The sequence below is a fragment of the Mesoflavibacter sp. genome, from assembly GCF_964226795.1.
Classification (GTDB): Bacteria; Bacteroidota; Bacteroidia; order Flavobacteriales; family Flavobacteriaceae; genus Mesoflavibacter; species Mesoflavibacter zeaxanthinifaciens.
Genome location: NZ_CAXQQP010000010.1, coordinates 99689 through 116777 on the forward strand (window position 1 = coordinate 99689; position 17089 = coordinate 116777).

Sequence of the window (17089 nt, forward strand, 5' to 3'; positions counted from 1 at the left end):
CTTTATTTTAGTCTAGAAACATGCGTTGTTACAAAGGGTAATGCCCAATTAAAAAATAAAGTGTTGAATATATATAATTTATACCTACCTTTGCACGCTTAAAATAAGGCACTATTTATGGCTAAGATTAAAAACATTGCAATTATTGCGCACGTAGACCACGGTAAAACAACGCTGGTTGATAAAATTATGTATCACTGTCAGTTATTTAGAGAAAACGAAAATACTGGTGATTTAATTTTGGATAATAACGATTTAGAGCGTGAACGTGGAATTACGATTACTTCTAAAAACGTATCGGTTACTTATAAAGACACTAAAATTAATATTATTGATACACCAGGTCACGCCGATTTTGGTGGAGAAGTAGAGCGTGTTTTAAACATGGCAGATGGTGTACTTTTATTAGTTGATGCTTTTGAAGGACCAATGCCTCAAACGCGTTTTGTACTTCAAAAAGCTATTGATTTAGGGTTAAAACCTTGCGTAGTTGTAAACAAAGTTGACAAAGAAAACTGTACACCGGATGAGGTACACGAAAAAGTGTTTGACTTAATGTTTGAACTTGGTGCAGAAGAGTGGCAATTAGACTTCCCAACAGTTTATGGTTCTGCAAAGAACAACTGGATGAGTGAAGATTGGAAGCAACAAACAGAAAACATCGAACCATTATTAGATATGGTTATCGAGCATATTCCTGAACCAAAAATTGAAGAAGGAACTACACAAATGTTAATCACGTCTTTAGACTACTCTAGTTTTACAGGTCGTATTGCTATTGGACGTTTAACACGTGGCGACTTAAAAGTTAACCAACAAATTACGTTAGTAAAACGTGATGGTTCTAAGGTGAAAAGTAGAATTAAAGAATTACACGTCTTTGAAGGTTTAGGTCGTATAAAAGTAGATCAAGTACAAACTGGAGACATCTGTGCTATTGTTGGTCTTGATGGTTTTGAAATTGGTGATACTGTTGCCGATTTTGAAAATCCTGAAGGATTAAAAACTATTGCAATTGATGAGCCAACAATGAGTATGTTATTTACTATTAACGATTCGCCTTTCTTTGGAAAAGACGGAAAGTTTGTAACGTCAAGACATATTAAAGATCGTTTAACAAAAGAGTTAGAAAAAAACTTAGCCTTACGTGTACAAGAGACTGATAGTGCCGATAAATTTATGGTCTTTGGTCGTGGTGTATTACACTTATCGGTTTTAATCGAAACGATGCGTCGTGAAGGTTATGAGTTACAAATTGGTCAGCCACAAGTAATCATTAAAGAAATTGATGGTGTAAAATGTGAGCCAGTTGAAGAAATGACTATCGATTTACCAGAAACAGTATCAGGTAAAGCTGTAGAGCTTGTAACGATGCGTAAAGGTGAAATGATGAGTATGGAAGCTAAAGGAGACCGTATGGTTTGCGAGTTTATCATTCCGTCAAGAGGTATCATTGGTTTGCGTAACCAATTATTAACAGCAACTGCAGGAGAAGCTATTATGGCTCACCGTTTTAAAGAATATCAACCAGTAAAAGGCGGTATTCCTGAAAGACAAAATGGATCTTTAGTATCTATGGAAAACGGTCAAGCTATTCCTTATTCTATTGATAAATTACAAGATAGAGGTAAGTTTTTTGTAGATCCAGGTGAAGATATTTACGAAGGTCAAGTTATTGGAGAAAACTCTCGTCAAGATGATATGACTGTAAACGTTACAAAAACTAAAAAGTTAAGTAACGTACGTAGTGCTGGAGCAGATGATAAAGCTAAGATTGTACCTGCAATTAAGTTTTCTTTAGAAGAAGCTTTAGAATACATACAAAAAGATGAGTATGTAGAGGTAACACCAAACCACTTACGATTACGTAAAATTTTACTAAAAGAAGTTGAGCGTAAGCGTAATAAAGCTTTGTAAAAAGTGACCGATACTACCATATCAAATCCTATGCTTAGACGCATTGTACACTCTAAATATATAGATGTACTTGGAGTAGTTTTGGTAGTTAGTATTACACTTTACAGAAACTTTCATGAAACTATATATTATGAAGGAGGTATCCGTTTTGGGATACCTTTTTCTAGTTTATGGAGCTATATAGAAAAAGGCGCTTTCCCGATAGGTATTTTATCTATTTTAGGAGCTGTTTTTTCTTTATTAGCTACACGTTTTTTAGTTAGACAAAGTAATATAGGTAACGTAATTTGGATTTTTACGACTATAAATTCTGGAGTTATAGATTATTTATTTGGCAATCATTCAGCTATAATAACTTATCCTTTAACCTTTGGATTAGCGTTATTGTCTACAAAGAAATGGTATGAAGGCGAACGTATTAAAAATGCAGATTTTAGGTATTGGATATTATTTATTGTCGCGTTTATAATTTCTTATAGTCTTGTATATTTAGGATTTTATTGGTTTGGTACAACAATAACCAATCCCATTTTTAAACATACAATTGCAATTATTTTTGGAATTTCTATTATAGGAAATGTAGGTATTGTATTTAAATACAAACAGTCCTTTTTAGTCTGGACATTTTATAATTTTGCGCAAATAGTAAAGAATTTTATACAAGGTAATTTAGCTAATGTTATCAAATACATTTTTTATTTATGCAATGCTATTTTAACCTATTTCGATTGGCATCTTAATGGAGATGTTCAAAACATTAAAGAAAAATAAATGGAATTATTCGGGATTACTTTAACAGAATACATAGGCTATTTTGCCTCTTTTTTTGTCTTACTTTCATTTACAATGAAAAATGTAAAAAGACTAAGAATTGTTAACATGATTGGTTGTACATTATTTATAATTTATGGTTTTATGATGCCAACCGTTAGAGTTGGTTTACCTATAATTATAGCAAACGCAGCTATTTTTTGTGTTAACTTTTATTATGCGTTTTTAAAGAAAAATTAGTACTTTCAAAGCTGAAAAAACAGTTACTCTATTTATTCAGTACTTAAATATTCAGCATCACATCTTAAGCTTTGGAATGACTTTATAAGTCAGTCCCAAAATGGTACTTTTCTATTTAATCGTTATTTTATGGATTACCATAAAGACCGATTTGAGGACTATTCTTTAATGGTATTTAAAGAAGAAAAGTTAGTCGCAGTTTTACCAGCAAATAGAGTAGAAGATAAGCTGTTTTCTCATCAGGGATTAACTTATGGAGGATTTGTGTTTTGCGAAAATATTAAAGACTTCACTAGTTTAGTAGATATTATAAGTCAGGTCCGTGTATTTTTAAAAAAGCAAAATTTTAAGTCTTTAAAGATTAAATTAATTCCTGAATTTTATTACAAACAAAAATATCTCTATAATGAAATTATTACTTGTTTTAACGAACAGGTAGAAGAGACTAAAATGGTTTTTGCAGTAGATTTAACTAAAAAGTTAACGATACATAAAAATAAATTAAAAAAGTACAGGAATAATAAGCATCATTTTATAATAGATAAATCAAATCAATTTGACCGGTTTTGGAATGATGTTTTAATTCCTAGATTAAGAGAAAAACACCAAGCAAAACCAGTTCATTCACTTTCTGAAATTAAATATTTATCTAATCTATTTCCTGATAATATAAAACAATTTAATATTTATTTGGATAATATTTTATTAGCCGGTATAACTATTTTTGAAAAAGACCATGTTGTAAAATCACAATATGGAGCAACTACAACTCTAGGAGAAAAATATCGAGCATTGGATTATCTTTTTATACACTTAATCAATTTGTATCAAAAAGAAGGTAAGCAAAGTTTTTCTATGGGTACAGCGTTTGCAAAAACACCTTTAGGGTATAATCCTGGCTTAAAGAAGCAGAAGGAGGAATTAGGTTGTACGATATTTGAACAGTCAATAATTAATTTAGAGTTTGATGATTAATTTTCTAGACTTACATAAAATAAACGCACGTTTTGAAACCGAATTTAAAACAAAGTTTGAGGCTTTTTTAAAAAGCGGTTGGTACATTCTTGGTGAAGGAGTAAAACAGTTTGAAACCGAATTTGCTACCTATTGCGGCACACAATATTGTATAGGAACAGGTAACGGTTTAGATGCTTTAGAATTGATTTTTAAAGGCTATTTAAAATTAGGGCTTTTACAGCCAAAAGATGAGGTAATTGTTCCTGCAAATACTTATATAGCAAGTATTATATCTATAATTAATGCTGGTTTAACTCCAGTTTTAGTAGAGCCAGACGCAAAAACTTTTAATATTGATGTATTAGAAATTGAAAAGCATATTTCAACTAAAACAAAAGCAATTTTAGTCGTTCATTTATATGGACAGTTGTGCGATATGAATTCTATAAATAAACTGGCTAATGATAAAAATTTATTAATTGTTGAAGATGCAGCACAAGCGCATGGCGCAACAGCAGATTCAAAAAAAGCAGGCAATTTAGCAGATGCTGCAGCATTTAGTTTTTACCCTTCAAAAAATCTTGGCGCATTAGGAGATGCTGGTGCTGTTACTACAAATAATGAAGAATTGGCGAAGGTGATTTTCAAGTTAAGAAATTATGGATCTTCAGCTAAATATGTTAACGAATTAGTAGGAAGTAACAGTCGTTTGGATGAAATACAGGCATTGTTTCTTTCAACTAAATTAAAACAATTAGATGCAGATAATTTAAGACGTCAAGAGATAGCAAAGCGTTACTTATCCGAAATCAATAACCCTAAAGTCAAATTACCGTTTTATGATTACTCTTCAAACCACGTGTTTCATTTATTTGTTGTTTTAGTAAATAATCGTCAGGATTTTGTTAATTATTTAAAAGCTAACAAAATAGAGTCGGCTATACATTATCCTACAGCTCCTCACCAACAAAAAGCGCTTTATCGATTAAATAGTTTAAAATTTCCGATAACAGAAAAAATTCACGAAACTTGTGTTAGTCTACCTATTAGTCCTGTGATGACTCAAAAAGAAGTAGATCAAGTTATTAGAACCCTTAATGATTACTAATTGAAAAAAGTATTAAACTATATTAATAATAATGTTTTATTAAAAGTAGCTTCACTTAATTCAGTATCTGTGATTGTTAAAATTATAGCTGGATTTTTAACGTCAAAGTTTATGGCTATTTTTATTGGTGCCGAAGGTATGGCACTAGTGGGTAACCTTCGTAATTTTGTTGGTTCTGTACAGTCTGTATCTATTTTAGGTCTATACAAAGGTGTTGTTAAATATATAGCACAACATAAGCATGACAGGACAAAACTTTCTAAGATACTATCTACAGTTTTTTATTTAGGGTTTATCTCTACTCTTTTACTAAGTTTTTTAATTTATTATAATGCAGAGTACATAAACGACTTCATTTTTAAAGCCTATAATAACTACACATACATAATAAAAATTTTAGCATTAGCACTACCTTTTTATGCATTAAACATGTTGGCTTTTGCTATAATGAATGGTTTTTCTAAATATAAATATTTAATCATATTCAACATTTTTGGTCAGATTTTAGGAGCCATTATTACTATTCTTTTAATTTGGAAAGACCGAATAGATGGAGCCTTAACAGCTGTTGCTATTGCAGAGTCTATAATCTTTTTAATTACGCTTGTAGGGATTATTAATAGACAAAACTTGGCACCATTAATTAAAGCTAGTAAGTTTAGTTTTAAGTTAACTAAAAAGCTAAGTTCATATTCCGGAATGGCTTTGTTTTCTGCCATTATTTTACCTTTAGTAGCATTATTTATAAGAAATTATATTATAGATAATGTAGGAGTAGAAAGTGCTGGACATTGGGAAGCAATGAACAGAATATCTAACTACTATTTAATGTTTGTTAGCACACTTTTGTCTCTATATATTTTACCTCGTTTTTCTGAAATAGACACTATTAAAGACTTTAGAAAAGAAGTGTTTAGCTTTTATAAGACTATAATTCCGATTTTTGGATTAGGTCTTATTATTATTTACTTTTTGAGACATTTTATTGTTTTAATTGTTTTAACTGAAGAATTTCAACCTGTAGAAGACCTATTTTTTTGGCAGCTTTTAGGAGATTTTATTAAAGTACTATCTGTAGTTATAGCGTATCAGTTTTTAGCAAAACGAATGTTTTGGCATTATATAATTACAGAAGCTTTTTCTGTGACAACCTTATACTTTACAAGTCAATATTTGATTGATGAGTTTGGAGTTGTTGGTGCAAATATGGCTCACTTTGTAACTTATGTGCTGTATTATGGAATTATCTTGATGATTTTTTATTCTTCTTTATTTGGTATAATCCCAGAGAAACAGGAAGAAGATTAATTATTATGCCAAGTTGCTAAGTATTGTTTTGCAACTTCTTTATAATCATGATGTGTTTCAATAAACTGTCTAGCATTTTTTGAAATCTTATTAATTTGCTCAGGATTTTCTATTAACCATTCTAATTTTTTAACTAAATAATTTACATCAGGTAAAGCATTTATGGCAACAGTATCTTCTTCTAAATCATAATGATCTAGCCATTCTTGTTCAGCGCCTGTAAAAACTACTTTGCCTTTTGCCATAGCTTCTAAAGCATTGTAACCTTGGTCGTAGCCGTAAACTTGATCCAGTAAAATATGACAAGAGTCATATAATTTTATGTAATCTTTATAAGGGATATTTTCAGTTCTAAAGACTTCAACTTTATCTGGATATTTATCTTTTAAAATAGATATAGCATCGTCAAAAAATAAGTTACCTTTTTTGTGATAAGCAAATTTATTAACACCATGAAAAATTTTTATTTTTTTTTCAATACTAATTGGAATGTAATGTATTTTATCAGAATTAACAGCATTAGGAATTAATCCTAGATATTTTTCTTTTTTTAGAAAGGGAATATGATAGTCTATGTCACTAGATATAATGCCGTTACATTTTGTGAGTATAAAATCGTGTAAGCGCTTGTAAGGTTTGCTTAAGTACATTAATTGAAAACGATAACGATTTTTTAATGATTTATCGTTTAGATATGGTGTCATAATACTGTACTTGAAACCACCATTAATCATATACTTCATACATGTGTAATCAATACCACAGGATAATAAATAAATTTTTTTAGTTTGTTTAGAAAGAGAGTTAATAAGCTTAATTTCGTATTTAGTTGTTATTTTTAATGGCGATTCATTTATAAGTTGTACAACATCAAAGTTGCCTAGGGTTTTTAGGTTAGATTTAGCTTTAATATACATTTGAAAAGCCCCTAAATCTATTTTAGTGAGTTTGTAAATTAAAACTTTAAGCTTTTTTAAAAAGAAATTATTAAAAGAATGGTTTATTTTAATATCTACAGGATAATTTTTAAAACCATCACCAGAAGCCATTATTGTAACATCATGCCCTAATTCAGTCAATCCTTCTTTTAAAGAGTTGTGAAGTCTGCTATACTCTCCAACTAATAATATCTTCATATTTTGTACTTTTACCATTCAAAGATAATTATAAAAAATATTGCAGGTAACTAAGAGTAATAAAAAGAAAATATGCATTATTGTGTCTTCTCTAGGTGCTGGAGGAGCAGAACGATCGTCTGCTTTGTTATCTAAAATGTTAGACTATTTAGGTTATGAGGTTTATCTCATTATTATGTTAAATAGAATAGATTATAAATATCATGGTAAACTATTAAATTTAGGATTGATAAAAGATAGTAACCCTAGTTTTTTAGGGTTAATTAAACGGTATCGATTATTAAAAGAAACACTTGCAAAAGAAAAATTTGATTTGATAATAGATAATCGAACAAGACCTATTTTTTTTAAAGAATTACTTTTAAGTAATTTATTTTATAAAAATCAAAAATTACTTTACGTAATACGAAGTAGGAAATTAAGTGTGTACTTATCAAAAAAAACAATATTTACTTCTCTAGTTTATAATAATGATCATTTCTATGTAGGTGTTTCTAAAGAAATTGAAGACAAAGTAAAGCAGATATATGGATTTGAAAATGTATTTTCTATATATAATCCTTTAGATTTTAAAGAATTAGAAAGTCTTGCTAATACGTCAATTAAATTTTCAGGAAAGTATATCCTATTTTATGGTAGTTTAAAAGACAAAACTAAGAATATATCAATGCTTATAGATGCCTATAAAAAGTCTGTTTTACCGTCTAAAAAAATACGTCTTTTGATTTTAGGAGATGGTGATGATTTGCAAAAATTAAAGCAAAAAGCCAATACAAATTTAATAGTGTTTAAACCCTTTACAAAAAACCCATTCCCTTATGTGAAAAATGCACTTTTTACCTGTTTAACAAGTAGGTATGAGGGTTTTCCAAGAGTTGTAATAGAGTCTTTGGCTTTAGGTACTCCAGTAGTGTCTGTAAATTGTTCTGGCTCAAGAGAGATTATAAAACACGCCTATAATGGGTTAATTGTAAATAATGATACAGAGTTATATAAACAAGCATTAAACATGTTTATTCTAGAGCAAAACAAATATTTAGCTTGTAAAAAAAATGCAAAAAGTAGTGTAAAGCACCTAAGAATGAGTGCTATTGCAAAACAATGGGAACAAATAGTAAAAAACATTACATAATATGTTTAAAGAGTTAAAAATAATAAACATACCCGTAGTAAAGGATTTAAGAGGTAATTTAGGAGTCGTAGAAAAAGATACCATTCCTTTTGATATAAAACGCGTATATTACTTATATGATGTGCCAAGTGACGCCTATCGTGGTGGGCATGCACATAAAGAACAGTTAGAGTTACTTATAGCATTAAGCGGAAGCTTTGAGGTAACTCTTGATGATGGTAAAAGTAAACGCTCAATAATATTAAATAAACCAAATAAAGGCTTATTAATACCTAAAGGAATTTGGAGAGAGTTGCAAGATTTTTCATCTGGATCTGTGTGTTTGGTACTAGCTTCAGATGTGTTTGATGAAGAAGATTATATTAGAGATTACAATGATTTTTTGTCTTTTAAAAACTTTATTTAGAAGTATTGAAATATTGATAACTCATAAAACTTATTCTGTATAGTTGTAAGATTTTAATATTAGGATTTTTACCTAATAAATTAGATTTGATTATAACACCAAAATGCTTGTAGATTAACGAAAACAAAAATAGCAAATGTGTTTTTTTTAAAGTTTCAAAAAATGCAAGTAAAGTATTTTCATGAGCTTTAATTTTATTTGACTGGTAAATGCATAATAAGCTTTTTGCGGCAATTTCTTTTTTTTGTAAGTAGTCTGCATTTTTTTCTATTCCTAAGTGATAAACTTCATTGTCTATATGATGTACATTAATTTTATGTTTTTTCAGTAAAGCACCAAAGTAGTTATCCTGACCATAAGAAGAATCTTTTATCATTGAGTTAATCATTAAGAAAACTCTTTTTTTTATCATAAAATTAGCAGAAATTATAACCTTAAAAGGTTTTTTGTTTCTCTTTAAAGCTGGTATCTCTTCATTATTTACCCCATATTTCCAACGTAATGTTTGCTTTGGTCCTGGCGGAGATTTATGATAAGCAAAACCGCCATAAATAGCATCAAAAATAAAGTTGTTTTTGTTAATATATCTAGAAATAAAATTTTTAGATTTTGGCATAACATCAGCATCTAAAAATAGAAGCCAGTCGTATTTTGCTTTCTTGGCAAGATGTTGTCTTGTGGCACTTCTTCCATGGTTTTTTTTAGATTTGTAGTAATGTGTATGCTCTAGCTTGGTAATTGAGGCATTTTTAGAAGAGTAAACTGTACTACAGTCATCTACACAAATGATTTCAAAATCAACTTTGCATAATATTAGTTGCTCATAAATTTCAGAAACTAAACTTGTTATATCGTAGTTATAAACAGGAATTAATATTGAAATCATTAAATGAAGGATTAGACTGTAAAAGTAATTATTTTAAATTAGTTTTAGCTTAAAATACTTATATTGCATTTTACAAAATATCAATGTATGACTGATATAGAAACTTCAGAAATAGCCAATTTAATTTTTAATAAAATTCATTCCTCTAAAGAAGAGTTAAAACGACTTTATGATGGATCAAAAGATGAGATAGGCTTTTTTTTTATTGATGATCTTTTACCTGAAGATTTGGCGTTAAAATTAAATGATATTTTTCCAAAAGAAGAAGATATGAGATGTTTAAAAAGTTTGAGAGAATATAAATTTATTTCAGCTCAAATGAATAAGCATACCAGTCTTTTAGAGAAAGTTTTATACGCGTTTCAGGATGAAAGAATAATTTCTGAGATATCAAAAATTACAGATATTAAGAACTTATATGCAGATCCTTGTTTATACGCAGGAGGATTATCGATGATGAGAAAAGATAATTTTTTAAAACCGCATTTAGATAATTCACATGATGCTAATAGAGCAAGGTGGCGAGTTTTAAATTTACTATATTACGTCTCTCCAGATTGGAAACTAGAAAACGGAGGAAATTTAGAGATTTGGCCAAATGGAACAGGTGGTAAGCAAATAACTATTGAAAGTAAGTTTAATAGATTAGCAGTAATGGCTACACATGATCATTCTTGGCATTCGGTAAGTAAAGTTGTTGTTAATAAAAGTAGAAAATGCATATCAAATTATTATTTTAGTGATTATCCTTTAAAGGATAACGATAAGTTTCATGTCACTACCTTTAGAGGTCGACCTAATGAGTTTATTACTAATCTAATTCTTAAATCAGATAGTAAATTAAGAATGTTAGTTAGAAGAATTTTCAAAAATGGGATTAGAAAAAACCCGCATATTTATAAAAAAGATAATTAACTTTTACGTTGTACCACTTCAAACACTTTGTTGTCATCACATTTTAAAGTCTTGCTTGGGTATTTTAAAAGTAAAGCATAGTCATGGGTCGCCATTAAAATGGTGTTTCCGTTTTTGTTAATGTCTTGCAGCACTTCCATTACCTCAATACTTGTTTGTGGATCTAAATTACCTGTTGGCTCATCTGCTAGGATTAATTCTGGCTCGTTTAATAATGCTCTTGCAATTGCAATACGTTGTTGTTCTCCTCCAGATAATTCATGCGGAAATTTAAAACCTTTAGTTTTCATACCTACTTTGTCCAAAACGGTTTCAATGCGTTCTTTCATTTTATCTTTGTCTTTCCAGCCTGTTGCTTTTAAAACAAAGGTTAAATTGTCATTTATGGTTCTGTCAGTTAGTAATTTAAAATCTTGAAAAACAATACCAAGCTTTCGTCTTAAAAAAGGAATTTCTTTTTCTTTAAGTGTGCGTAAATTAAAATCTACAATATGACCTTCACCTTGAGTTAGTTTTAAATCACCATAAAGCGTTTTCATAAAACTACTTTTTCCAGATCCAGTTTTTCCTATTAAATAAACAAAATCACCTTTGTTGACTTGTAAATTAACATTAGATAATACTAAACTTTCTCCTTGAAAAATACTAGCATCTTTTAATTCTAAAACGGTTTGACTCATATTCGATTTTAATTATTTATAACAAAGTAAACAAAATTTTATGTCACAGCCTATTAAAAGGTTTTTATATTAATCTTAAAGCATTACCTTAGTCCTTTTTACAAAAAATGATAAAATTACTGCCAACCAAATACCGTATAATTTATCTTATAATTTTTGTTTTAGGACTTTTAAAGGTCTTAAATACTGGTACTATTTTTTATCCTGATAGTTATGCGTTTTTAGATATGCAAATTAACAGATCACCGGTTTACAGTCTGTTCTTAAAACTGACAACGACTGTTTTTGGAGATTATTATGAGGTACCAGTTTTAGTCTTACAGTATTTATTTTTTGCATTTGCGATTAATTATTTATTAAAGTCAATCAAATCAAAAATCAATCTATCAGCAGTAGGAATTTTATTAATCCAGTTTTCAATTTTAATAAATGGGTTGTACTTTTATTTATCGGTAAATAGAGTGCTTTCTGAAGCTATAGTGTTTCCTTTAATTTTAATTTTTATTGCTGAAGTTTTTAAACTATTATCCAATAAAACACTTAAGAATTCTTATAAACTAATTGTTGTTTTTTTTGTTCTACTATTTACAAGAGGTCAATTTTTAGCTTTTTTACCATTATTAATTTTAGCGCTTGTTTATGTTGTTTATCAATCTAAAAATTATAAAAAAGGATTCATTGTTTTATGCTTAACATTAGCAACACCTTTTTTAAGTAGTCTTTTAGAAAAGACGTATAATAAAATAGTTATAGGTGAATTTAAAGGTTATGCTATGACCTATGTGCATTTTATAACAAATCCTTTTTATATCGCTAATGCGGAAGATGAAAAGCTGTTTTCTAATCCTGAAGAAAAAGCTTTTTTTAATAGGACATATAATTTAATGTTAGATAAAAAAATAACAAGAAACCAAGCTATACAAACCAAATATGTAGATGATTATCTTTTTTTTGAGAACAACTTTTCAAAAATTTGTAACGCTTCAATTCATCAGGCTAACATGGATTATTATGGCACGCAAGGGTATAATTATTTAGAACAGCAATACAAGGTAGACCAAATGACATCTAGTATGTTTTTGCCTTTATTAAAGGCAAACTTTAAAACATGGGTAAGAATGGTTGTAAAAAGCTTTATTAAAGGATTTGGCGGAATACAAATGTGTCTTGCTTTAGGATTGTTACTCTTATATTGCATCATGTTTTTTAAAGATAATACGATGTTGTTTTTAGGAATAGCAATAACTTTAAAGGTTTTAAACGGAATTATCATCGCAATGGTCGTACATTCAATTTATAGGTATACTTTTTATTTTGATTGGGTTTTATTAGTAGCATTTATTTTAATATTAGATTCTAAAATTAAAAAAGCATAAGATGTCTGTAGAGTTGTCCATAGTAATGCCATGTTTAAATGAAGCTGAAACCATAGAAAGCTGTATAACAAAAGCACTAAATTTTTTAAAAGAAAACAATATTTCTGGAGAAGTTGTTATTGGTGATAACGGAAGCACAGATGGTTCTCAAAATTTAGCATTGACTTTAGGTGCTAGAGTAGTAGATGTAAAAGAAAAAGGTTATGGTAGCGCGTCAAGAGGCGCAATTGAAGCAGCGAAAGGCAAATATGTAATTACTGCAGATACAGACGATAGTCATGATTTAGAAAACCTAATGCCTTTTGTAAAAAAACTGCGCGAAGGTTATGACTTGGTAATGGGTAATCGCTTTAAAGGCGAAAAAATTGAAAACTCAATGCCTTTTTTACATCGGTATTTAGGTAATCCAGTACTGAGTTTTATAGGGAATTTATTTTTTAAAACTAAAATAAACGACTTTCATTGTGGTTTACGAGGTATTAATAAAAAAGCATACCAAACACTAGATTTAAAATCTACAGGAATGGAGTTTGCTTCCGAAATTGTTGTAAAAGCCTCAATGTTAAATCTTAAAATAACCGAAGTTCCAACTACAGTTTTTCCAGCGGGAAGAACACGTAAGGCTCATCTAAGAACCTTTCCAGATGGTTGGCGTCACCTTCGTTTTTTATTGCTGTACAGTCCAAAATGGTTGTTTCTTTTTCCTGGGTTGTTATTATTATTAATAGCCTTAATTGCTACAGTTTATTTAGTGGTTAAGCCAGAAGATAACTTAATAAAATGGTTGCCGGTTTCGTCTTCATTAATACTAATCGGATTTCAATTTATATTGTTTTATGCGCTAACAAAGATTTATGCAACAAATCAAAACCTAATTCCAAGAGGAAAAAACTATAATAACCTATTTAAATATTTCACTTTAGAAAAAGGTTTGTTAGTTGGATTTTTAATGATTCTTGGCGGAAGCGCAAGTTTACTCTATTGCTTTTTAGCAGAAACTTCTTCTTTTGAAGTGTTAAAACTCTTAATTCCTTCAGCAATTTTTACAGCGCTTGGTGTACAACTAATTTTGTTTAGTTTTTTCTTTAGTATACTTGGTTTAGTAGATAAAAAAGAATAACTAAAGTCTACATTTAATAACTCCGTTTATAATTATTAGTTAAATCTAACGTTAAGCTATTAGATTAATTTATCTTTGATTTACAATTTAAAAAACGTGTCAATGTTAGTAAAAAAACAGCTCACCTTTTTAGTGGTTTTTCTATTTTCGGTAGTGATGATGGCGCAACAAACCGCCATTTATACAAGTCCTTTAACCGATTATCAAAAAGCACTTCAACTATTTAATAATCAACAATATTTAGCAGCACAAACCTTGTTTAGCCAGGTTAAAAAGCAAACCGATAATCCAAATATCGAAAGCGATTGTGCTTTCTATATTGCCAATTCGGCAATTAGATTAAACCAGCAAGGCGCAGATACGATGATGGAAAATTTTGTTGAAAATTATCCAACAAGCACTAAAAAAAATACAGCCTTTTTAGATGTTGCCGATTATTATTTTGAAAACGGAAAATACGCCTACGCACAAAAGTGGTATGATAAAGTAGATGAAGCGTCTATGAGTCGAGCAGACCGAGAAAAATTCAATTTTAATAATGGTTACGCTTCTTTTGTAACCAAAAATTATAACGATGCTAAAAAGTATTTAACGCGTGTAGAGACTTCACAAAAATATGGCTCTCAAGCAAAATACTATCTTGGTTTCATGTCTTATCAAGGTGATGATTATGATAGCGCCAATAAGTATTTTGATCAAGTTAGTGATGAAGAAAAATACAAAGAAAAGCTAAGCTATTATCAAGCCGATTTAAACTTTAAACTAGGTAAGTTTGAAAAAGCGATAGAATTAGCTAAAGAAAAATTACCGACTAGTGATAGAAATGAAATTTCTGAACTTAATAAAATTATAGGCGAAAGCTATTTCAACTTAGAAAAATACAGCGATGCCATTCCGTATTTAAAAGAATACCGAGGTAGAAAAGGTAAGTGGAGCAATACCGATTATTACCAATTAGGTTACGCCTATTACAAACAGAAAGATTATGACAGTGCTATTTCAGAATTTAATAAAATTGTAAGCGCAAATAATAGCGTTGCCCAAAATGCTTACTATCATTTAGGCGAAAGTTACGTACATGTCGGTAAAAAACAAGAAGCATTAAACGCTTTTAGAAATGCATCTCAGATGGATTATGATTTAAAAATTCAAGAAGATGCTTGGTTAAATTATGCTAAAATTAGTTACGAGATTGGTAACGCTTATCAATCGGTTCCACAAGTGCTAACAGGTTATTTAGAAAAATATCCTGATACGCAATATAAAGATGAAGTAGAAACACTTTTAATAGACTCTTACATTACATCTAAAAACTATAAAGAAGCGTTAGAATTACTAAAAAATAAAAAGAGTTTTGAAAGTAAAGTAGCATACCAAAAAGTAGCGTTTTATCGTGGTTTAGAATTATATAATGAAGGAAATTACCAAGACGCAAAAGACCTTTTTGAAAAATCTTTAAGCGAGCAACAAGACCAAACCTTTACAGCGCGTGCAACATTTTGGAATGCCGAAACGGATTACAATTTAAGTGATTACAACGAAGCTTTAATTGGTTTTAAACAGTTTGAACAGCAATCTGAAGCGCCTTCAACTAAAGAATATACTAACTTAGATTACAATATTGCTTACACCTATTTTAAACAAAAAAAGTATAGCGAAGCGACGCAGTATTTCAACAGTTTTATCTCAAAACACAAAGAAGACAAAGTAAGATTAAATGATGCTTACTTACGTTTAGCCGATGGTTATTTTGTGTCAAGTCGTTATACTGATGCTATTTCGGCTTATGAAAAAGCAATTGCTGTTGGACAATTAGAAAACGATTATGCGTTCTTTCAAAAGGCGATGAGTTATGGTTACATAAGCCAAGATGCTAAAAAAAGAAGCGAGTTAGAACAATTTATTTCAACTTATAAAAGCTCAAAACTACGTGATGATGCGATGTACGCGTTAGGAGATTCTTATGTAAAATCTGGCGACGATGCTAAAGCAATTCAAACCTTTGATCGCTTAATTTCAGAGTACAAAACAAGTCCGTTTAACAGCAAAGCACAGTTGCGTCAAGGATTAGTGTTTTACAATAAAAATGATAACCAACACGCATTGACTAAGTTAAAAGCTGTGGCAGAGAATTATCCAAACTCACCAGAAGCCAATCAAGCGGTCTCTACTGCAAGATTAATCTACATAGATTTAGGTCAAGTAGACGCTTATGCTGCTTGGGTTAATACTTTGGATTATGTAGAAGTTACCGATGCCGATTTAGATAATGACACTTACGAAGCTGCCGAAAAACAGTTTTTAGACAACAATACCAATGCAGCGATTAAACAGTTTAACAACTATTTAAACCAATTTCCTAATGGGTTGCATGCCAATTCTGCACATTTCTATTTGGCACAATTGTACTTTAAAAAGGACTTAGCTGAGAATGCAAAACCACATTTTGAATATGTTGTAAACCAATCGCAAAGCGAATTTACAGAAGAAGCATTGCTACGTTTATCTCAAATTCAGTTAGATCAAAAAGATTGGAATGCAGCAATACCAACGTTAAAGCGTTTGGAAGCCGAATCTAATTTTCCTCAAAATACACGTTTTGCTCAGTCTAATTTAATGCAAGCTAATTATCAGTTAGAGCAATATAGTCAAGCAGTCGCTTACGCGGAAAAAGTACTTGCTAACACCAATTTAGATAATAAAATTAAAAGCGATGCTTACGTCATCATTGCACGTTCTGCAATTAAAACAAATGATGAAGCTAAAGCTAAAACAGCATATCAAAAAGTTGAAGCAACCGCAACAGGTGAGACTGCTGCAGAAGCTTTGTACTATAGCGCTTATTTTAAAAACAAAGAAGGAAACTATGAAGCGTCTAATGCAGTAGCACAGCGATTAGCTAAAGATTATTCGGGTTATAAATATTACGGAGCAAAAGGGTTAATCGTTATGGCAAAGAATTTTTATGCTTTAGGCGATGCGTTTCAAGCGACTTACATTTTAGAAAGTGTGATTAAAAACTTCAGCAATTTTGAAGATGTAAAGACAGAAGCCGAAACCGAATTAGCAACTATAAAAGCAGAAGAAGCTAAAACAAATTCTTCTGTAATTACTGAAGATTAAGATACAATCATAAT

General features: G+C 30.0%; 15 protein-coding genes. 12 read left to right on the forward strand and 3 right to left on the reverse strand.

Annotated features, from left to right (window positions below; genetic code table 11):
• The first annotated feature begins 117 nt into the window (after positions 1–117).
• The 6 genes from typA to ACEQT4_RS09510 all read left to right on the forward strand — a co-directional run bounded on the left by typA (position 118) and on the right by ACEQT4_RS09510 (position 6301).
• Positions 118–1917: a translational GTPase TypA gene (gene typA, locus ACEQT4_RS09485; protein WP_106678930.1), complete on the forward strand. Its 1800-nt coding sequence runs from the start codon at positions 118–120 to the stop codon at positions 1915–1917.
• 30 nt (positions 1918–1947) lie between these two features.
• A complete protein-coding gene (locus ACEQT4_RS09490; RefSeq protein WP_370227229.1) occupies positions 1948–2688 on the forward strand; it encodes a nicotinamide mononucleotide transporter in 741 nt (246 codons plus the stop codon).
• Positions 2689–2928 (forward strand): uroporphyrinogen decarboxylase, encoded by a 240-nt coding sequence (locus ACEQT4_RS09495; RefSeq protein WP_223077290.1) that lies wholly within the window; start codon positions 2689–2691, stop codon positions 2926–2928.
• Between the two features lie 129 nt (positions 2929–3057).
• Positions 3058–3903 carry a FemAB family protein gene (locus ACEQT4_RS09500; protein WP_370227231.1) on the forward strand — a complete coding sequence of 282 codons (846 nt, stop codon included), beginning with the start codon at positions 3058–3060 and terminating at the stop codon, positions 3901–3903.
• Positions 3896–4993: a DegT/DnrJ/EryC1/StrS family aminotransferase gene (locus tag ACEQT4_RS09505; RefSeq protein WP_370227234.1), complete on the forward strand. Its 1098-nt coding sequence runs from the start codon at positions 3896–3898 to the stop codon at positions 4991–4993. The genes ACEQT4_RS09500 and ACEQT4_RS09505 overlap by 8 nt, the downstream gene beginning before the upstream one ends.
• A complete protein-coding gene (locus ACEQT4_RS09510; protein ID WP_370227236.1) occupies positions 4994–6301 on the forward strand; it encodes an O-antigen translocase in 1308 nt (435 codons plus the stop codon).
• On the opposite strand, the gene ACEQT4_RS09515 is transcribed toward ACEQT4_RS09510, so the two are convergent.
• Positions 6298–7437 carry a glycosyltransferase gene (locus ACEQT4_RS09515; protein ID WP_370227238.1) on the reverse strand — a complete coding sequence of 380 codons (1140 nt, stop codon included), beginning with the start codon at positions 7435–7437 and terminating at the stop codon, positions 6298–6300. The two genes, ACEQT4_RS09510 and ACEQT4_RS09515, sit on opposite strands and share 4 nt — an antisense overlap.
• A gap of 82 nt (positions 7438–7519) precedes the next feature.
• Between ACEQT4_RS09515 and ACEQT4_RS09520 the strand changes: the two genes are divergently transcribed.
• Together ACEQT4_RS09520 and ACEQT4_RS09525 are read left to right on the forward strand one after the other, a co-directional pair.
• Entirely contained in the window at positions 7520–8569 is a 1050-nt protein-coding gene (locus ACEQT4_RS09520; protein WP_370227241.1) for a glycosyltransferase, read from the forward strand.
• A 1-nt stretch (position 8570) separates the two neighbouring features.
• Positions 8571–8975 (forward strand): FdtA/QdtA family cupin domain-containing protein, encoded by a 405-nt coding sequence (locus ACEQT4_RS09525; RefSeq protein WP_370227243.1) that lies wholly within the window; start codon positions 8571–8573, stop codon positions 8973–8975.
• On the opposite strand, the gene ACEQT4_RS09530 is transcribed toward ACEQT4_RS09525, so the two are convergent.
• Complete coding sequence (locus tag ACEQT4_RS09530; protein WP_370227245.1) at positions 8968–9861, reverse strand: glycosyltransferase family 2 protein; 894 nt, start codon at positions 9859–9861, stop codon at positions 8968–8970. The two genes, ACEQT4_RS09525 and ACEQT4_RS09530, sit on opposite strands and share 8 nt — an antisense overlap.
• An 87-nt stretch (positions 9862–9948) precedes the next feature.
• Here ACEQT4_RS09530 and ACEQT4_RS09535 point away from each other — a divergent pair, with 87 nt between their 5' ends.
• Positions 9949–10776 carry a 2OG-Fe(II) oxygenase gene (locus ACEQT4_RS09535; protein ID WP_370227248.1) on the forward strand — a complete coding sequence of 276 codons (828 nt, stop codon included), beginning with the start codon at positions 9949–9951 and terminating at the stop codon, positions 10774–10776.
• Here ACEQT4_RS09535 and ACEQT4_RS09540 read toward each other — a convergent pair.
• Positions 10773–11456, reverse strand: coding sequence for a cell division ATP-binding protein FtsE (locus tag ACEQT4_RS09540; protein WP_027880426.1), 684 nt, complete (start codon positions 11454–11456; stop codon positions 10773–10775). The two genes, ACEQT4_RS09535 and ACEQT4_RS09540, sit on opposite strands and share 4 nt — an antisense overlap.
• A 107-nt stretch (positions 11457–11563) precedes the next feature.
• Between ACEQT4_RS09540 and ACEQT4_RS09545 the strand changes: the two genes are divergently transcribed.
• From ACEQT4_RS09545 to ACEQT4_RS09555, 3 genes are all read left to right on the forward strand, one after another.
• The gene (locus tag ACEQT4_RS09545; RefSeq protein WP_370227251.1) at positions 11564–12832 is read left to right on the forward strand and encodes a hypothetical protein; all 1269 of its coding nucleotides are present in this window, start codon (positions 11564–11566) and stop codon (positions 12830–12832) included.
• Position 12833: 1 nt separating this feature from the next.
• Positions 12834–13952: a glycosyltransferase gene (locus ACEQT4_RS09550; RefSeq protein WP_370227253.1), complete on the forward strand. Its 1119-nt coding sequence runs from the start codon at positions 12834–12836 to the stop codon at positions 13950–13952.
• 102 nt (positions 13953–14054) lie between these two features.
• The gene (locus tag ACEQT4_RS09555; protein WP_370227256.1) at positions 14055–17075 is read left to right on the forward strand and encodes a tetratricopeptide repeat protein; all 3021 of its coding nucleotides are present in this window, start codon (positions 14055–14057) and stop codon (positions 17073–17075) included.
• The last annotated feature ends 14 nt before the right edge of the window (positions 17076–17089 follow it).